The sequence below is a fragment of the Amycolatopsis sp. genome (assembly GCF_025464955.1).
GTDB lineage: Bacteria > Actinomycetota > Actinomycetes > Mycobacteriales > Pseudonocardiaceae > Amycolatopsis.
Genome location: NZ_JAODNM010000072.1, coordinates 67,673 through 85,684, shown reverse-complemented (window position 1 = coordinate 85,684; position 18,012 = coordinate 67,673). Strand labels below are relative to the sequence as shown.

15 protein-coding genes and 1 pseudogene are annotated in these 18,012 nt (G+C 67.5%); 5 read left to right on the top strand and 11 right to left on the bottom strand.

The genetic code is table 11. The features are described 5' to 3' along the window. Nucleotides 1-154: 154 nt before the first annotated feature. Both JWQ81_RS44955 and JWQ81_RS16355 read left to right on the top strand, forming a co-directional pair. Nucleotides 155-397, top strand: a complete 243-nt coding sequence (locus JWQ81_RS44955) for a helix-turn-helix domain-containing protein (protein ID WP_366942298.1) — start codon at nucleotides 155-157, stop codon at nucleotides 395-397. Nucleotides 398-412: 15 nt separating this feature from the next. Next, nucleotides 413-1,051, top strand: a complete 639-nt coding sequence (locus JWQ81_RS16355; protein WP_297542309.1) for a hypothetical protein — start codon at nucleotides 413-415, stop codon at nucleotides 1,049-1,051. Nucleotides 1,052-1,093: 42 nt separating this feature from the next. Here JWQ81_RS16355 and JWQ81_RS16350 read toward each other — a convergent pair whose 3' ends face one another. From JWQ81_RS16350 to JWQ81_RS16330, 5 genes are all read right to left on the bottom strand, one after another. Continuing rightward, nucleotides 1,094-1,552 (bottom strand): hypothetical protein, encoded by a 459-nt coding sequence (locus JWQ81_RS16350; protein WP_297542308.1) that lies wholly within the window; start codon nucleotides 1,550-1,552, stop codon nucleotides 1,094-1,096. 904 nt (nucleotides 1,553-2,456) lie between these two features. After that, complete coding sequence (locus JWQ81_RS16345; protein ID WP_297542306.1) at nucleotides 2,457-3,650, bottom strand: protein-L-isoaspartate(D-aspartate) O-methyltransferase; 1,194 nt, start codon at nucleotides 3,648-3,650, stop codon at nucleotides 2,457-2,459. A gap of 554 nt (nucleotides 3,651-4,204) precedes the next feature. After that, nucleotides 4,205-4,534 carry a hypothetical protein gene (locus JWQ81_RS16340; protein WP_297542304.1) on the bottom strand — a complete coding sequence of 110 codons (330 nt, stop codon included), beginning with the start codon at nucleotides 4,532-4,534 and terminating at the stop codon, nucleotides 4,205-4,207. Next, nucleotides 4,527-5,123 carry a hypothetical protein gene (locus tag JWQ81_RS16335; RefSeq protein ID WP_297542302.1) on the bottom strand — a complete coding sequence of 199 codons (597 nt, stop codon included), beginning with the start codon at nucleotides 5,121-5,123 and terminating at the stop codon, nucleotides 4,527-4,529. Before JWQ81_RS16335 ends, JWQ81_RS16340 begins: the two co-directional genes overlap by 8 nt. A gap of 82 nt (nucleotides 5,124-5,205) precedes the next feature. Next, nucleotides 5,206-5,553, bottom strand: a complete 348-nt coding sequence (locus JWQ81_RS16330) for a hypothetical protein (protein WP_297542300.1) — start codon at nucleotides 5,551-5,553, stop codon at nucleotides 5,206-5,208. Between the two features lie 76 nt (nucleotides 5,554-5,629). Here JWQ81_RS16330 and JWQ81_RS16325 point away from each other — a divergent pair, with 76 nt between their 5' ends. From JWQ81_RS16325 to JWQ81_RS16315, 3 genes and pseudogenes are all read left to right on the top strand, one after another. Next, nucleotides 5,630-6,466, top strand: coding sequence for a helix-turn-helix transcriptional regulator (locus tag JWQ81_RS16325; protein WP_297542298.1), 837 nt, complete (start codon nucleotides 5,630-5,632; stop codon nucleotides 6,464-6,466). Between the two features lie 12 nt (nucleotides 6,467-6,478). Continuing rightward, complete coding sequence (locus JWQ81_RS16320) at nucleotides 6,479-7,066, top strand: class IV adenylate cyclase (RefSeq protein ID WP_297542296.1); 588 nt, start codon at nucleotides 6,479-6,481, stop codon at nucleotides 7,064-7,066. 94 nt (nucleotides 7,067-7,160) lie between these two features. Beyond that, a pseudogene (locus JWQ81_RS16315) lies at nucleotides 7,161-7,310 on the top strand (HNH endonuclease); the annotation flags it as partial. Between the two features lie 552 nt (nucleotides 7,311-7,862). Here JWQ81_RS16315 and JWQ81_RS16310 read toward each other — a convergent pair. The 6 genes from JWQ81_RS16310 to JWQ81_RS16285 all read right to left on the bottom strand — a co-directional run bounded on the left by JWQ81_RS16310 (nucleotide 7,863) and on the right by JWQ81_RS16285 (nucleotide 18,004). Continuing rightward, the gene (locus tag JWQ81_RS16310; RefSeq protein WP_297542294.1) at nucleotides 7,863-9,974 is read right to left on the bottom strand and encodes a 3-hydroxyacyl-CoA dehydrogenase NAD-binding domain-containing protein; all 2,112 of its coding nucleotides are present in this window, start codon (nucleotides 9,972-9,974) and stop codon (nucleotides 7,863-7,865) included. After that, nucleotides 9,974-11,164 carry a thiolase family protein gene (locus JWQ81_RS16305; protein ID WP_297542400.1) on the bottom strand — a complete coding sequence of 397 codons (1,191 nt, stop codon included), beginning with the start codon at nucleotides 11,162-11,164 and terminating at the stop codon, nucleotides 9,974-9,976. The genes JWQ81_RS16310 and JWQ81_RS16305 overlap by 1 nt, the downstream gene beginning before the upstream one ends. Nucleotides 11,165-11,353: 189 nt before the next feature. Continuing rightward, complete coding sequence (gene atzF, locus JWQ81_RS16300; RefSeq protein WP_297542292.1) at nucleotides 11,354-13,000, bottom strand: allophanate hydrolase; 1,647 nt, start codon at nucleotides 12,998-13,000, stop codon at nucleotides 11,354-11,356. Next, nucleotides 12,997-16,554, bottom strand: coding sequence for an urea carboxylase (gene uca / locus JWQ81_RS16295; RefSeq protein ID WP_297542290.1), 3,558 nt, complete (start codon nucleotides 16,552-16,554; stop codon nucleotides 12,997-12,999). Before uca ends, atzF begins: the two co-directional genes overlap by 4 nt. After that, nucleotides 16,551-17,177 (bottom strand): urea amidolyase associated protein UAAP2, encoded by a 627-nt coding sequence (locus tag JWQ81_RS16290; RefSeq protein ID WP_297542288.1) that lies wholly within the window; start codon nucleotides 17,175-17,177, stop codon nucleotides 16,551-16,553. The genes uca and JWQ81_RS16290 overlap by 4 nt, the downstream gene beginning before the upstream one ends. After that, complete coding sequence (locus tag JWQ81_RS16285; protein ID WP_297542286.1) at nucleotides 17,174-18,004, bottom strand: urea amidolyase associated protein UAAP1; 831 nt, start codon at nucleotides 18,002-18,004, stop codon at nucleotides 17,174-17,176. Before JWQ81_RS16285 ends, JWQ81_RS16290 begins: the two co-directional genes overlap by 4 nt. Between the last annotated feature and the right edge of the window lie 8 nt (nucleotides 18,005-18,012).

The following is an 18,012-nucleotide window of genomic DNA, read 5'->3' as shown; positions in this document are numbered from 1 at the left end:
GTGGGGCGGATCTCGAGGCCCGTTTCGCGAGTAGCCGAAAGGGAAATTTCTTGCGGTGAACGCACGGATAACGCCGTTCGCAGTTCACCAATCACGTTAAGCAACAGGCCTCGCGGGCTTGGTGCATCTGTGACTGACCGTGCTGCTCGCGCTGATGGTCGTGGCGCTGGAGTACCGCAGCCGCGTGGCCGGGCGCGGCCAGGGACGCGCGCCGATCACGGCCACGGCCGCACACTTGGGCCTGACAACAGACCGCGTCGCCGACCGGCTCGGGTGCTCGGCGCGCTCGGTCCGGCGAATGATCCACGATGGATCGCTCCCGGCCCGGCGCGTGGGTCCACTGTGGATAGTCGACGAGGCCGACGTTCGGAACTACGCCGCCCGTCGCCCAGCCTGAACGAGAGAGAAGACCATGGCTGAATTCGCAAGCAACAACGCCAACGTAGGCGCGGCCAACACGCCCGAGCGCGTCGCGGCCGCACGTCTCCGCACCACGGCCGAACAGCAGTGCGCCGCGACGCGTGCTCGCACCGACCTGTCCGACCTGGGTAAGGCTGCCGATATCGCCGCCACGCATCTGGGTGTCAAGGCAAAACTCACCGACCTTGCACAGTCCGAACAGGACCGCCGAGCAGCCGATAGGAACGCCGCCGAAACCGCACTGTTCGGCCTGCCGCGCAGTCCACTGTCCGGTGCCGACGCTGTCAGCCAACGCGACGCCGCTGACAGGGCCGCCGCGCTCGCCACACCGGACAGTGCGGCGGCACTGCTCGACCGTGCACAGCGCGGCAACGACCAGCACCTAGCGTCCGCCGTCGCGCAGCGTGCCGCGCAAGACGGATGGCGCGGCGTCCTCGCGCAGTACGTCGGCGACAATCAGGGCAAGCAAGACGCGCTCGACGTGATCAGCGAGCACAAGGCCACAGTCGGCACCACGGCGGACAAGTTGACCCGGGACATGATCTTCCGGGGCGGCACGCCGCCGGAGGTCAAGGGCATGTCGCCGCAGAAGGTGAAGGCGCTCGCCGACCAGTCCGGGTTGATCGAATAGCGCTCGAAATCACGGTTCCCTGAGATTGTTGCAGCGGGTACGTTAACCGTTGAGAACTACCCACGTGTGCGCAGTCGCCGACGACACGGGTTGCCCGCCGTGAGTGCCGACCTCCACCGAATACTTTGCTGGCCCATCCGGGACGGCGACGATGGAGAATCCCCACTTGCATTCCTTGCCGAGCGGGTTGGAGACGAACACGCCTGGCTCAAGGTAGCCACCGGTGAGTCGGTGACCAGCATCGTCAAACACCGTAACAGGAGTGGTGTCGCTGATGTCGGCGTCGAGACCGTCGACACGGCAGTGTGCGCCGTCAGCGAGAGTGCTGTTTTCGACAGCAACAAGGAAGACGCCATTCATCGTGAACCCTGGCACGGAGGGCGCTTCCGTTGGCGCGGGGGCCGCCGCTGACGCGGCCCCCGCCGTTGGGGCGAGACTGGGGTTGCGGCGACCCAGGTAGATGCCGACGCCGACGCCGGTCGCGGCGATGACAACGCCCACGGTGATACCGATAAAAATCCGTCGCATCTGTTTCTCCTCGGTTAATGCGACAGTCGCGGCTGCTATCCGAGGTGTTACGCGCAGCCCGGCAGGTTCCGACCGGGCCCGACGCCTCGTTGCCGAACCGCTCTGGCTGGCCGCTCGACGTGCTCGACGTCGCGACGTCGGCAACCGGAGCGCCAGAAACTCGGAAAAATAGGAATGTACCCCCTAAGGTCCCCTTGCCCATGATCAACACCACCCGGATATTCGGGTACTCGGCGTCTGTGCGAAATGAAAACCATTTGCAAGTGTAAACCGTCAGGATCGGTGTCGCCGGGCCGCTCACGGGCGTCCACGAGGCCGTTTTCGACCCGGTTTCGGACCGGCCAAGGGGCCTTTTCGCCAGGTCAGGCAAGCTATTCGCACCTCGCGCTGATCCGGTGACATGTGCCGTCGACGCGGAGATAACGACCGGCAGGACCGCGCAAAAATGTGCCGAAATCCCGGCCGTTGTGCCGCTTTCGGGGCTGGATAGCGGCCGTGACGACTGGCGGGTACATGGTCGTTGACCAAGGCGCTAACTGTGTCGTGGCTGGCGCGTGGCCACTCTCGTACGGGTTGAACCTGGACGACGTAACAGATTTCCTTCAGGAGTACGCGCAGCAGTCAACCTAGGGGATGAACAACCCCCGGCGGGGCACGAGGGGCAACACCTGACAGTCAGGCGTCTACGTCTCTTGTGGAACTTGCTATATCCGTCGCCCCCGGCGGGGCGGTTCAGGGTCAATGCCGCTACCGGTCGCTGTGTGGACGGGTCGAGTATCTCGATCGCGAAGTTCCCGGGCTCCGCGAGAACCCTACATAGCAACGGCATACCATCGGGTGATGTGAACGTGACGGTGTGTTCGTCGAGCATGGTGCGTCACTCTTCCCTTACATCGCAACGGTTATCGAGGTTCATGGGCAGTGTGACCGATTGCCTGTCTGGCGCGACCGTCCACACCCACGACTCAAGCGGCGGCTCGCCTCGACTCTGCCACCACCGGTACGCCGTCTCAGCTTCATTCCACAGTCTGCGCGGTCCCTGTTGACGAACGACGTAGGCGGCATCTTCGCGCGCCACGCTCGCCCACGACGCTGTCAAGGGGTCGCGCAGCCACGCGACGCCGGGGCGTTCCGGCGTTTTCTCCCACACGTCGTAGCGGCATCCCGGCAGCGCGACCGCCAACGGCCAACAGTGGTCCAAGTCGAGCAGCGGTTTCCATGGTGACAGGGTTGTTCCGGTCACGTCGGCCGTCGTGTCGTCCCATGCGGCGTCCATTCCCGCCGACGACGTCACCCGGTCCGCGCGTAGTTCCATGAACCCGACCCGCATCGTCACGGCGTGCCCGGTAGCCGTTCCGTCGTCGCCGACGACGAACCGCACGAGCGGGCCGGACGCGAGATCCGCCCGCATCGGTGCCAGGACGATTCCCCCGGCCTGGGTGTCGCGTACCCAGCCGTACGGCAGTCGGCCCACGTGGACCCCGGCCGTGGCAATTACCCGGTCCCACGACTGCCCGGCGTCGGGCCGGTCTGTGGCCCCGTCGCCGACCTCCACTGACACGTTGCCGTACCCGTCGCCGTCGCCGGATGCGAGGTTGGCGCGGGCGAGGCCGGCGAGCACGGCGTCAACCTCGATGGTCGAGACAAACCCTTCCTTGCCAACCATTGCAGCCAACAGTGCCGCGTTGAACCCAGTGCCCGTACCGATCTCGCGGATTCGTTGACCCGGCTGGACGTCCAGTTCAGCGAGCATCCCCACCACGACGGACGGCATGGACGCCGAGCACGTAGGACGACTCCCGACCGCTGGCCACTCGGTGCGCCCGTCGTCCCACTGGGTCACGATGACCCGGTCGGAGTACACGTTGCCCATCCACCGATCGGCCTCGACTACGCGGTCAAGGGCCACGTACGGGCCGCCGTCGTCCTCTTGAACCCACATCCGGGCCGGGATGAACCGTTCCCTCGGGGTGATTTCGAGCGCGGACCGGCACGCGGCCGGGAGAGTCCCGGCCGCGTCCAGTTCGTCGATCAGCGCGTGCACACGCCCACCGGGGGTACTACTGGTCACTTGCTGTCCTCGTACTTGTCCGGGTCGATCTCGCCGTCCTTCTTGCCAGTCGACTTGTCGTCCTCGACGGAATGCTTGTCGGCCATCGTCGGTCTCCCTGTCTGGTCGGACCATGTAACCGCACACTGCCTGTGCACGGAACCCTGGTCACCCACCTCCGAGCGACCCGGTAGAGACAGGGACCCCGGCCACTACATGACCGGGGTCCCCTTCACCCCGCACTCGCGGCTACCTACCGGCTGATGTCGTAAGCCGTGAGCAGCCGCGCCGACTCCCTGCAAAAGGGTCGGTACTGGGCACAGGGCGGCGTAAGAGGTTTCCACCTGTGTCCTTACGCCACCCCGTGTTTCTCGATACCGGCCACCCGCGTCGGGGGAGGACGAGCAACCGGAGCATTGGTGGCACACCCAACTTTCGTGGCGAGTGGAATCACGGTGGGGGCGTCCGTGCGTCGACGACGACGGTCCGCAGGTGCCGGGCGTCTGGCAGGTCAAGACGCCCCCTCCGTGACGTTCAGGGGCCGCGCTGATCGCGCATGTGGTGTTCCGGGACGTTCAACATCTCGGCGTCACTTGAGACTGGCGCTCGACCTCGCGGAATTCGAGCAATGACGCGATGGCCTCATCAATTTCACGTTCGGACGGCTTATGCGTCGGGTTGAAAACCAGCGTGAGGCTTTTTGAGGCTATGACGCGAAACTCACACGGCACACCGCTTTCCTCGCACGCAGCCTGGACGGTTTCCCGCCACACGTCGGGGCTGGTCTTGTTGCCGAGTTCGGACCATTCATGCAGGAAGATCGACGCATAACCCTGCTCGATCTTATCGGCCGTTTCGCGGGCCGTCGCCGTCATGAACGGGTTAGTCGTGTTGTCGTCAGACATGCGCATGAATCCTGTTTTTCGAGGTTGCCCGGCGTTGCGGCGGAATGATCAGGCCGTCAGGAATGATGTAGCCGTGAACCCGGGGCGTCGGCGACGGTCGGGGGTAGAGCGTCGGACGGGGCGGCCGGGGCGAGTCGACAGCGGCGACCTGAACGGCCGGTATGACCTCTGTGGGATGCGCGGCGGCCCGGCGCATCTCGCGCTCCACCTTGGCCTGCTCGGCGGCAGCATGCTCCTCGACCTGTTCCCGCACCACCCGAGCGTGGATCTCGGCAACGGTCTGACATGCGGCACTGTCGATGCGGGGTGACTCCCGACATGCCACCGTGGACAGACGTTCGGCGACGCGCACTAGATGTCTCGCCATCTGTTGGTATAGAGCGAAAATGTGGTGCGTGTGCACACCGGCGTCGGCGCGCTTGTCCCACTCGCGAAGCCATATCGACACCCACAGATCTGCGTCACTCAAGAGAGCGGCCGCGAGCGAGCCACGCCGCGCCCGACTCCGCGCAGCAACGACCGCATTGTGTAGCTCGACAAGATCTTGCACGGCCGCGTCGTTGTGGTCACGGGAGCCCAGCAGGATCACGGGCGGACACGCCAACGCGCGGGCCGCGCGAGCAACCGCTACTGCTCGCCGGTGTCGACGCCGCCGGAGGACACGGTTCATGTCACGGCCTCCACAACGTCGGCGCGGTCGCCTTCACCAGACGAGGTGCGCCGGGTGCGTCCGGCGCGGGGAGGGACACCAAGCCGTCGACGACGTCGGCCAACGTGCCCTCGCGCCGCCAGACCACGCCGCCGACGTCGTCACACCGCAACCCGGCGGCGTCGGTGGTGTAGCGCACCCGGAGGGCGTCCGCGCTGCCCGAGCCCGGCCACGTCCGCACGCCCCGCACCTCGATCAGCTCGCCGTCCGCGTCGCACTCCGGCAGGAACGTCCAGCGGCCCGTGTCGCGTAGGTCGACCAGGCGGCGCAGCTCGGGGAACGCGGCCAGTGCGGCGGCTTCACTGATCATGGTTTGAGCATCGATCCTCCAGGCCGCCGACCCCATACCACCTTGGGTATCTCACCGTGAGATGTAACCTGTTTGCGTGACTACTACTAACGGACCTCTGACCCTGCCGGTTTGGGCATGGCAGCGTCCCGAAGTGCGGGTGGCTCTGAAAGGGCGAGACATAGCGTCCCTACTGAAAGCTGCCCAGCAGTACAGCGGAGCGTCACAGAGCCGCGTCGCAGTGGCAATCGGACTGGGCCAAGGCCGCGTGTCGGAGATCATCCGCGGCAACCGCACAGTAACCGCCCTTGACCTGTTCGAGCGCATCGCTGACGGGCTGGACATGCCCGACGACGCACGAATGCTGCTCGGCCTGGCACCCCAACACCCGGCAGGCTTGGACCACCTGAGCGCATCCGGCCGGGCCGAAATCCTGGCCGTCTACCCCTCGCAGTCAACCGCACGAGCCGAGATCGAACGACGTGCCGGGATCGCCACAAAGATCGAGGTACTTGCCGTTCGGGGTCTCGGCATCATCGGCATGAACGATTCACTACTCCGGTCCCGCCTACAGCTTCAGTCCGTCGCCGTGCGCGTCCTGCTGCTCGACCCCGACGGCGAGGCCGCGCACCGCCGGGCCGCCGAAATCGGCGAGACCTACGGCAGCTTCAGCGCCGGGATTCGCCTGTCCATCGAACGGCTCGCCGACCTCGCCGGAGACGGTGGCAACATCGAAGCGCATGTCTACGACATCTTGCCGACGTGGCGCGTGATCGGGCTCGACGCAACCCTGTTCATCAGCGCATTCGGCGAAAGCCACGAAGGTCACACGTCACCAATGTACAAACTCACCGGCTCGCCGCATGGCGCACTGCACCGTGGGTTCCATAGATTTACAGACGAGTTGCGGCGTACCGCGCGCCGCGTCGTCTGAACGGGAGCCACCGTGCCGGTAGAGGCCGAACTGACAGCCACCGTCCGTGATCCAGAACAGGTGCGCGCCCGGCTCGCCGACCGGGCAGCCGTCGAACGCAGTACCTACGCCGATACCTACTATGACTGGCCGGACCACAGTTTGGACGCCGCCGGATTCGAGCTTCGAGCACGAACTATCACTACCGATGAGGACGCACGTGTAGTGCTCACGTACAAACAGCCGCCGGTCGACGCTGACTCACGTTCCAAGCCGGAGCATGAAACCGAAGTCGCTGACGCCACCGTGCTTCATGAAGTGTTTACCGGGCTGGGTCTCGCTGAGCTGATCTCATTCAAAAAGTATTGCGAGAACTACCGGTTCAGCGAACAGGGACGCGATCTCCTCGCCACCGTGGTCGAGATTCCGGAGCTGGACGGACAGGTCTTCATCGAACTTGAGACGATGGCCGAACCCGACGACGTCGCCGACGCGCTCGGCGTTGTGCGTGCCGTTCTCGACGGCCTAGGGGTCACTGACCAGGACGCGGTCACCGAGTCTTACACGGACATGGTCGCCGCTCATCGATCGGACGCGGACCGACCAGGCTCATCGACGTAGAGCCGTCTCGCCACGAGGCCAGCTTCTCCACCTGACGATCGGGGACCGATGTTTCCGCAGGTCAGGGACATGGATCCCCTCGTAAGGTACCTGCAACTTGACCCTCCTCTGTGAACGCCGCCATCGGTTGGTTCATTGTGGTGGTTGGGAAGTGCGCATGGGTGGTGACGGGAGACCGGACTTCTTCGCGCCCGCTCATCTAGATCCGCTTCGAAGACCGAGGCGTAACACCGTTCACGTGTAACAGAATATCTCGTACCAGGGCTCGTGAGTGCCGCGACCGGATCATCCGGCCGCGACACTGACGAGCCCTGACTGCATTCCCGGACACACCAGCCTCAAGTGATCACATCGTTCCTTGCTTCAGTAGTCGGGAGCGCACGCACGACAGTGATGGTGTTCCCCGCGCGACCGCCAGTCCCAGGAGAAGCGTTGGTGCCTACCAGGATCTCGACCGGACGCGGCCAACGTCGAACGGGCGTCGCAAGTTTACGAAGCCGTCGCCCGGATGCCTACCACTGCGAGCGCCTCGACCTCCTCACCCAGCCCTCTTTATTGCTTGGGCTCCGGGCATGGGTTTGGGAACCTAACGTGCAATGCCGCCACCATCCCTTTCGTGCAACTGCCACGCCGGGACGCTGCTCAGCAATGCGCGACGGGCCCTCGTTCCAGGTCGACGCTCCCACCCGTCCTTGCTTCCCTACGCCGCCACATTCACACACCAGGCGGCCCCTCGGGGCCACACCAGTGGCGTTCAACACCACTGGTGTGGCCCCGAGGGAACGACGACCCTGGCTTACGCCGTGGGGACGCTGGCGACACCGGGGGATAGGAACGGCTTGCCGTTGACCTTCTCCGAGACACCGGAGCGGTCGAGGTACGGCGTGATGCCGCCGAGCCAGAATGGCCAGCCGGCGCCGAGGATCAGGCACAGGTCGATGTCCTGCGCCTGCGCCACGACGCCTTCGTCGAGCATGAGCCGCACCTCGTCGGCGATCGCGGCGAGCGCGCGGTCACGAACCTGCTCCTCGGTGGACGGCGAGTCGCCCTGCTTCCACAGCTCGGCCACCTCCGGGTCGACCGACGCGTTGCCGGCCGAGTCCCACTGCCACACCGCGGACTTGCCCGCCTTGACGAAGGCACGCAGGTTCTCGCTGACGGTGAAGCGGTCCGGGAACGCGCCGTGCAGCGTGTCGCCGACGTGCAGCGCGATGGCCGGGCCGACGAGCTGCATCAGCATCAGCGGGGTCATCGGCAGCCCGAGCGGGTTCAACGCCTTGTCCGCGATGTCGAACGGCGTGCCCTCGTCGACCGCGACGAGCACCTCGCCGAGGAAGCGCAGCAGCAGCCGGTTCACCACGAACGCCGTCGCGTCCTTGACCAGCACGCTGGACTTCTTCAGCTGCTTGCCCAGCGCGAACGCAGTCGCGAGCGTGGCGTCGTCGGTCTTTTCGGCGCGGACGATCTCCAGCAGGGGCATCACGGCCACCGGGTTGAAGAAGTGGAAGCCGACAACGCGCTCCGGGTGTTCCAGCTTCGACGCCATCGCGGTGATCGACAGTGAAGACGTGTTCGTGGCGAGGATCGTGTCCGGCCGCACGTACTTTTCGAGGTCGCCGAAGACCTCCTGCTTGACACCCAGCTCCTCGAACACGGCCTCGATCACGAAGTCGGCGTCGCCGAACTCTGTCTTGTCGAGTGTGCCGGAGACCAGCGCCTTCAGCCGGTTCGCCTCGTCCGGCGAGATCCGCTTCTTGCCGAGCAACTTATCGACTTCGGTGTGCACATAGGACACTCCTTTGTCGACACGGGCCTGGTCGACGTCGGTCAGCACGACCGGCACCTTCAGCCGCCGGACGAACAGCAGCGCCATCTGGCTGGCCATCAGCCCGGCGCCGACGATGCCCACCTTGCCGACCTTGCGGGCCAGCGACTTGTCCGGCGCGCCGGCCGGGCGGCGGGCGCGTTTGTTGACCAGGTTGAACGAATAGAGCCCGGCCCGCAGGGTGTCGGACATGAGGATCTCGGCCAGCGCGTCGGTCTCCGCCGCGTAACCGCGGTCGAGATCGTTCGCACGGGCCAGCTCCAGCAGCTCGACGGCCTTGGTCGCACCGGGCGACGCGCCGTGCGTTCGTCCGTCCACAATAGCCTTCGCGCGGGCGATGGCGGCGTCCCAGCCGGCCCCGCGGTCGATCTCGCGACGCGGGGGCGTGACCTCGCCGCGGACAACCTTCGACAACCACAGCAGCGACTGCTCGAGGTAGTCGGCGGAGTCGAAGACCTGGTCGACGATGCCCAGCTCGGCGGCCTGCTTCACGCGCAGCATCTTGTTCTGGCTCAGCGCGTTCTCGATGATCACCGTGACGGCGGCGTCCGGCCCGATCAGGTTCGGCAGCAGCTGCGTGCCACCCCAGCCGGGGAACAGGCCCAGGAAGACCTCGGGGAACGCGATGGCGGCGGTGTTCGACGACAGCGTCCGGTAGTGGCACGACAGCGCCAGCTCCAGGCCGCCGCCCATGACCGCGCCGTTGACGAACCCGAACGTCGGGATCTTCGACTCGGTGAGCCGTCGGAACACGTCGTGCCCGGTCTGCGCGATCTGCCGCGCGAGCCCAGGGTCTGAGACCTCTTCGACCCCGGACAGATCCGCGCCGACGGCGAAGATGAACGGCTTGCCGATGACCGCGATGGCGGCGGGCTCGGCGGCGAACGCGACGTCCAGTGCGGCGTCGAGGCTCAGCAGCCCCTGCGGGCCGAACGTCGACGGGCGCGTGTGATCGAGCCCGTTGTCCAGGGTGATGAGCGCGACCTGCTTGTCGAGCCCGGGTACCTTGACCAGCCGGGTGACGGCCTTCGTGATGACCTCGTCGGGGAACGCGGCCTTGGCCTCCTCAGCGGAAATCGTCATCACTTGCCTCCGTCGAAAGCCGGGTTCTCCCAGATCACGGTGCCACCCATGCCGAGGCCGATGCACATCGTGTTCATGCCGTACCGCACCTCGGGATGCTCGGCGAAGTTCCGCGAAAGCTGCGTCATCAGCCGGACTCCGGACGCGGCCAGCGGGTGACCGCAAGCGATTGCGCCGCCCCACGGGTTCACGCGCTCGTCGAGCTCGTCGATGCCGAAGTGGTCGAGGAACGCGAGCACCTGCACCGCGAACGCCTCGTTGATCTCGAACAGGCCGATGTCCGAAATGGACAGCCCGGTGCGCTTGAGCAGCTTCTCCGTCGCCGGGATCGGGCCGACGCCCATGACCTCGGGCTCGACGCCCATGAAGGAGTAGCCGACCAGCCGCATGCCGACCGGCATCCCCAGCTCGAGCGCGGTCTCCTCGTCGGCGAGGATCGCCGCGGTCGCGCCGTCGTTGAGCCCGGCGGCGTTCCCCGCGGTGATGCGGCCGTGCGGGCGGAACGGGGTGCGCAGCGTGGCGAGCTGCTCGACGGTGGTGCCCGGGCGGGGCGGCTCGTCCTCGGTCGCGAGGCCCCAGCCGAGCTCGGCGGAGCGGGTGGCGACGGGGACCAGCTCGGGGCCGATCTTCCCGGCCTTCACCGCGTCGGCGTAGCGCTCCTGGCTGCGCGCGCCGTAGGCGTCGGTGCGTTGCCTGGTGATGGCCGGGAACCGGTCGTGCAGGTTCTCCGCGGTCTGGCCCATGACCAGTGCGGACGGGTCGACCAGCTTGTCGGCGATGATCCGCGGGTTCGGGTCGACGCCCTCGCCCATCGGGTGATGGCCCATGTGCTCGACACCGCCCGCGATGACGACGTCGTAGGCGCCGAAGCCGATCCCGGACGCGGTGGAGGTCACCGCGGTCATCGCGCCGGCGCACATGCGGTCGATGGCGAAGCCGGGCACGGACTTCGGCAGTCCGGCCAGCAGCGCGGCCGTCCGGCCGATGGTCAGGCCCTGGTCGCCGATCTGCGTGGTGGCGGCGATGGCCACCTCGTCGACGCGCTCGGGCGGGAGCTCCGGGTGCCGCCTCAGCAGCTCACGGATGGTGTTGATGACCAGGTCATCGGCCCGGGTCCCGGCGAAGATGCCCTTGTCTCCTGCCTTGCCGAACGGGGTGCGGACCCCTTCGACGAAGGCCACGGTGCGCACCGCGCGCGCGGATGGCGCGAGCGGCGTTGCTGGTGCGGCCACGAATGCTCCTGAAGTAGACGGAAATCCTCCTTCGCACGATAGCCCTTGTTACCCATGGGTAACCACCTCTGTGCTCCGGTCGAGTGGGGTACAGCACACTGTCAGGTGCCCGCACCGGCACCTTGACCACTTCTGGGCTCGGGAGCGTCAGCCGCCACGCAGGTGGGTGAGCCAGCCTCCGGACGCCGTGATGTCCTCGGCCCCGGCCAGCGCCGACGGCTCGCACAGGAAGCCCGCGACCTCGCCGATGCCGGCGAGCCGCACCTTCCCGATCGTCAGTGGCGCCGGCACGCTCGCCACGAACTCCCCGAATCCGGCCACCGGCAGCTCCCACACCTCGGCGGCGATGGCGCGCCCGTCGGCCGCTACGCGTACGAGCCCCGGCTTGGGGGGCTTGGTGTCGAGTGCATGCAGCCGGTACTCGGGCTCGGTCGTCGTCGCGACGACGAACCGGCCGCCCCGAGAGGTCAGTTCGTGGTTGAGCGGCTGCCCGCGCAGGTGGGCGCCGACCACGGCCAGCTCGACCCGCTTCTCGGCACTGCGCGCGATCTCGACGAGCAGCGAGTCGTCGAAGGCCCGGCCGACGAGCATCACGCCGAACGGCAGGCCGTCGACGTCCCCGGCGGGGACGGCGAGAGCGGACAAATCGAGCAGGTTGGCGAAGTTGGTGAAGCGGCCGAGCGCCGAGTTGGTCCTGATCGGGTCCGCGGCGACCTCGGCGAGCGTGGGATGTCCGGTCGTGGTCGGCAGCAGCAGGGCATCCACTGTGGACAGTTCGTCGTCAGCCGCCCGCTTCAGGTGCTCCAATGTCTCCAGGTCCGCGAAGACGCGGTGTGCCGGTATGTCCCGCGCGGCCTCGATGATCACCCGCACCGTCGGGTCGACGTCGTGGGGATGTGCTTCGACGAACTTGCCGACGGCGGTGTAGCGCTCAGCGACGAACGCACCCTCGTAGAGCATCCTCGCGGCCGCGAGGAACGGCGCGAGGTCGATCGGGACCACTCGCGCGCCTGGGAAGCCGCGTACCGCTTGGGCGAACGCCTCGATCCAACCTTCCCGCAGTGGTCCTAACTGCTCGAAGTCCGGTACGCCCACTCGGAACGGCCGCGTCCGGACCGCGACCCGGTCATGCGGGATGTCCCGGCTCGCGGGGTCCTCGGCGTCCGGGCCGGCCAGGCACGCCAGAGCCTGTGCGGCTTCGTCGACGGTCCTGGCGAAGATGGTCACGCAGTCGAGGCTCCGGCACGCCGGGACGACACCGCGTGCGGGAAGCAGACCTCTGGTCGGCTTCAGCCCGACGATCCCGTTCAGCGCCGCCGGTATCCGGCCGGAGCCGGCGGTGTCCGTGCCGAGCGCGAGGTCGACGATGCCCAGCGCGACGGCGACGGCGGAGCCCGAGCTGGACCCGCCGGAGATGAACGCGGGATCGATCGCGTTGCGCACGGCGCCGTGCGGGCTACGGGTGCCGACCAGGCCGGTGGCGAACTGGTCGAGATTGGTGGTGCCCAGGATCAGCGCCCCCGCGTCCCGCAACCGGGCCACCACCGGAGCGTCGTCGGCCGGAAGGTACGCGTACGCGGGGCAGCCCGCTGTCGTCGGCAGCCCGGCGACGTCGATGTTGCCCTTGATCGCGATGAGTTTTCCGTACAGCGGCAGCGGTTCACCTGCTCTGTGCCGCGCCTCCAGCGCCGCGGCGTCCGCGAGCACCGCGGACTCCGGACGCAGGTCGATCCAGATCTCCGGCCGGTCCACCGCTTCGATCCGCCGGTACGCGGCCATGACTCGGGTCTTCATGCCAGCACGACCAGCGGGGTACCGGGGGCGACCTGGTCTCCGGGGGAGACCAGTATCTCCGCGACAGTTCCGTTTGCCGGGGCAGGAATCCGCGCCTCGGTCTTCATGGCTTCGAGCACGACGAGTGACTGTTGCTCGCTCACCTCTTCCCCCTGCCGAACGTCGACGCGCCAGACTGCGGCGGCGAACGGAGCTTCCACCACATGACCTCCCGGTGGGGCTTCGATCCGGGTCGAAGGTGCCTTCGCGGGTTCGGGCTCCGGGCGAGGGTCGAATTCCCCCGCAGCGGCCCATGCCTGCCGCTCCGAGTCGAAGGCGCCGGACTGCCTTTCCCGGAAGGCCGCGATGTCGGTGGCGTTGGCGGCGAGGAATTCTTCGTAGTCCGCGAGTGCGAACTCGCCTTCCTCGATCTCGAGGTGGAGCTCTCCGGCCGCCGTCTCCGCGCGTAGCTCCAGCAACTCCTCAGCGGACACCGGGTACCACGAGATCCGGTCGAAGAACCGCAGGAGCCACGGTGCCCCCGGCTCGAACGAACCTCTTTGGTGCCAACCACTCCAGACCTGCGTGGTGCGGCCGACGAACTGGTATCCGCCGGGGCCTTCCATACCGTAGACACACAGGTACGAGCCGCCGATGCCGACCGAGTTCTCCGCCGTCCAGGTGCGTGCCGGGTTGTACTTCGTGGTGACCAGCCGGTGCCGCGGATCCAGCGGGGTGGCCACCGGCGCGCCGAGGTAGACGTCACCGAGCCCGAGGACGAGGTACTCGGCGTCGAACACCGTGCGGTAGACGTCCTCTACAGCGGACAGTCCGTTGACGCGCCGGATGAACTCGATGTTCCACGGGCACCACGGCGCGTCGTCGCGGACCCCGGTCATGTACCGCTCGATCGCTTCGCGAGTGGCTGGATCGTCCCACGACAGCGGCAGCCGCACGGTCCGGCTCGGTACCACGAGGTCTCGGGTGTCCGGGAGGTCCCGTTCGAGCTCCTTGACCAGCGCGAGCACTTTCGGCAATGGCAGCGCGTCGGGGTCGACGTGTACCTGGAGTGAGCGGATTCCCGGTGTGAGATCGATGATCCCGGTCAGCTCCTCCGCGGCCAGCCGGGTGGCGAGGGCGTGGACGCGCATCCGCAGCGCGAGGTCCAGGGTCATCGGGCCGTACTCGATCAGCAGGTTGTCATCCCCGCTGCGCCGGTAGGTCACCGGCGGGTTTCCGTCCTCGGTGGACAGTCTGCCGAGGACACCGCCGTCGTCGATCGGTTCGCGGCTGGGGGTGAGCGGCGCACCGGGCCGGGTGCGAAGCTCGCCGGCGTGATCCGGGGTGATCGGGACGAACCGGACGGTGTTGCCTGGCCGGAGCTGGCCCAGCTTCCAGCGTTCGCCGGTGGCGACGGTCGCGGGGCAGACGAACCCGCCGAGGCTCGGACCGTCCGGGCCGAGCAGGATCGGCAGGTCGCCGGTGTAGTCGACGGCTCCGATCGCGTAAGGCGTGTCATGGATGTTCGACGGGTGCAGCCCAGCCTCACCGCCGTCGGCGCGGGCCCAGGTCGGACGCGGGCCGACCAGCCGGACGCCGGTGCGGGCGGAGTTGAAATGTATCTGCCAGACGGTGGCGTAGAACGTCTCGATGTCATCGCGGGTGAAGAACTCGGGCGCCGCGTGTGGTCCCTCCAGCGCGCCGATTTCCCATTCGGTGGGGAACTCCGGCCGATTCGGTACCACGCCGGCGACGTCGTCGACGCTGTCGGCCGGTGGCGGCCCGGGATACAGCACGTCGCCAGCCATGAGCGGCCTGCCACCGTGCCCGCCGAACTTGCCCAGCGTGAACGTCGACGCGCTGCCGAGGAACTCCGGGACGTCGATGCCGCCACGGACGAGCACGTACGAGCGAAGGCCCGATTCGGACACGCCGACGTCCACTGTCCCGCCGGCCGGCACGAGGATGGGCGTCCACTGTGGATACTCGACTCCGTCGACGATCGTTCGAGCCGGTGCTCCGGTGACACACACCTCGGTCTCCCGGGTGAACCTGAGTTTCACACCGTCCACTGTGCACTCCAGGCCGGCCGCGCCCTCGGGATTGCCGAGCGCGGTGTTGCCGAGGCGGAACGAGCGGTCATCCATCGGGCCGTTCGGGGGGACGCCCACCTGCCAGTACCCGATGCGGCCAGGCCAGTCCTGCACGGTCGTCATGGTTCCGCCGCGCAGGACTTCTATCCGTGGTTCGGTGTCTTCGATCCCGTCGAGGGTCGACGTGTCGTGGGTCGCGGCGTGCAGATGTCCGTCGACGACCGCTGCCCGGAGTTGACCGAGATTCGTGCGCACACCGTCCACTCGGCTGGCCCCGAGCGCCGCCTCGAGCGCGGCAAGTGCGCCTGCTCGGTCAGGACCGGTGCAGATCACCTTGGCCAGCAACGGGTCGTAGTGGGTGGTGATGGTTGCCCCGGCCTCGATCCACGTGTCGACCCTGGCGTTCTCGGGGAACGTGACGCCGGTGAGCAGGCCTGCGCTCGGGCGATGTCCGGCGCTCGGATCCTCCGCGTACACCCGCGCCTCGAAGGCGTGTCCCCAAGGCTGAGGCTGTGTTTCGATCATGTCGTGATCTCCGCCGGCGAGCCGCAGCATCCAGGCCACCAGGTCGATGCCGTACACCGCTTCGGTGACCGGGTGCTCCACCTGAAGCCGGGTGTTGACCTCGAGGAACGCGGCCTCCTCGCGCACCGGGTCGTAGACGAACTCGACGGTCCCGGCCGAGCGGTAGCGCACCGATTCACACAGTGCCACCGCCGAGGTGACGAGCTGCTCGCGAACGGCGTCCGGCAGGGCCGGTGCGGGGCACTCCTCGATTACCTTCTGGTTCCGGCGTTGCAGACTGCAGTCGCGGGTGCCGAGTGCGAGGACTTGGCCCTCGCCGTCGCCGAAGACCTGGACTTCGACGTGCCGGGCGTGCTGGACAAGTCGTTCGAGGAACACGCCCGAAGTCTCGAAACTCTTGGCAGCGAGGCTGTGCACCGGTTCCCAGGCGGCCTTCAGCTCGCTCGGCGACGCGCAGGCGCGCATGCCGATTCCGCCGCCCCCACCGGTCGCTTTGAGCATCACCGGATAGCCGATCCCCTGTGCCGCGGCCAGAGCGTCGTCCAGGTTCGCGAGCAGACCGGTGCCCGTGAGCAGCGGCACCCCGGCGTCAACGGCTTTCGCTCGAGCGGTGTGCTTACTGCCGAACACTTCCAACTGATCGGGCGTGGGGCCGACGAAGACGATCCCGGCGGCTTCGGCGGCGCGTGCGAAAGTCGCGTTTTCGGCCAGGAAACCGTAGCCCGGGTGGATGGCGTCGGCGCCGGTGTCGAGTGCGGCCTGGATGATCACGTCTCCACGCAGATAGCTTTCGCGTGCCGGAGCGGGCCCGAGGTGGACGGCTTCGTCGGCCAGCCGGACATGGGCGGCGGTCCGGTCGGCGTCGGAATACACCGCCACGGTGGCGATCCCGAGCTCCCGCGCGGTGCGGAGGATCCGGACGGCGATTTCGCCGCGATTGGCCACCAGTAGCTTCACGCGAGCCTCCCGCGCACGATCATCCGGACCGCTGTCGGCGTGAAACCATTGCAGGGGTTGTTGATCTGCGGGCAGTTCGACACCAGCACGAGCACCTCGGTCTCCGACCTCAGCCGGATCTCCATTCCCGGAGCCGAGATGCCGTCGACGATGCCGAGCGTGCCGTCGGCCTCCACCGGGACATTCATATACCAGTTGATGTTGCCGACGAGGTCGCGTTTGCCGAGGCCCCATTTCGCGCCTTCGGAGAGGAAGTTCTCCACGCAGGCATGCTGATACCGCGTGTGCTGGCCGTAGCGCAGGCTGTTCGACTCCTTGCTGCAGGCGCCGCCGATCGTGTCGTGCCGCCCGCAGGTGTCCGCCACCACGGTCATCAGGGGAGCGCCTTCGCCGGTGCGCAGGACACTGCCGGTGGTGAGGAAGATGTTGCGCTGCGCGGCGATCGTGGCCGCGGCGCTGTAGCGTTTCGCCGTGTCAGCGGCGTCGTAGACGAGGAAGTCGACGGCCTGGTTGCCGCCGAGGTCGATGATGGACAGGGTCTCGCCCGGGCCGATCAAGGTGGAGAACGCCGCTCTGGCGGGGACTTCGACGTCGAGCAGGGTCGCTTCGGTCGACGTCGTCATACGATACCCCTTGCGGTCAGGTAGTCGGCGGTGTTTTCGAACGCCCGCCGGGCCTCGGGGGTGTGCGTCCACTGTGGATCCTCGGGACCGGTCGGCCGCCCGCGCCAGGCGAGCACCCGCAGCGGGCCTACGGTGTACTCGGGCCGGGGATCCAGCGGGTGCGCGACGTTGGCGAGCAGCACGATGAGCGGCAGCTCCGCCCGGAGCACCACGGACGTTCCCGCGCCTGCCGAACCGGTGAAGCCGAGACCGCCTTCGGTGTCCACTCGAACTCCTTGGAAGAACGACAAGCTCGGTGGGAGATCGCGTGGCCCGAGCCCGTTTTTCGCCGCGGCGAGGGTGAACTGGGCGGTGCCGGCAGGCGAAGGGCCCTGCGGCGAGCTGTCGCCGTACTTCCCGGTGTTTCCCACCGTGGTGGAGGTCCCGCACAGGGCGTCGTGGTGTCCGCTGCTGTCCGAGACCAGGGTGGCCAGGACTCTGGCCTGGTCGGAGAGCAGTGCCATCGACTCGCTTAGGTAGGCGTTCCACTGGACCTTGACCGTGTCCGCCACGTTCAGCCGTTCCCACGGCGCATCCGCGTTGAACAGCAGGAGGTGCGCGCAGGCGTCACCGCCGAGGTCGGTCAGCTCGAGGTGGCTGCCCCTGGCCAGGACCTTGTGCGTGTAGCCGCCGCCGGCGACCGTCTCGGCCCAGATCAGGTCGTCGTGGCCGACCCCCGCGGGTGGTGCCGGCCATCCCCGCGCGGGGATGGTGGGCATCGTCTCCACCACGGTCCCGTCCTGCGCCCGGGCATGGTCGCGGGCGCCGTAAGTGGTCGCGGTCGTCATCGGAGCTC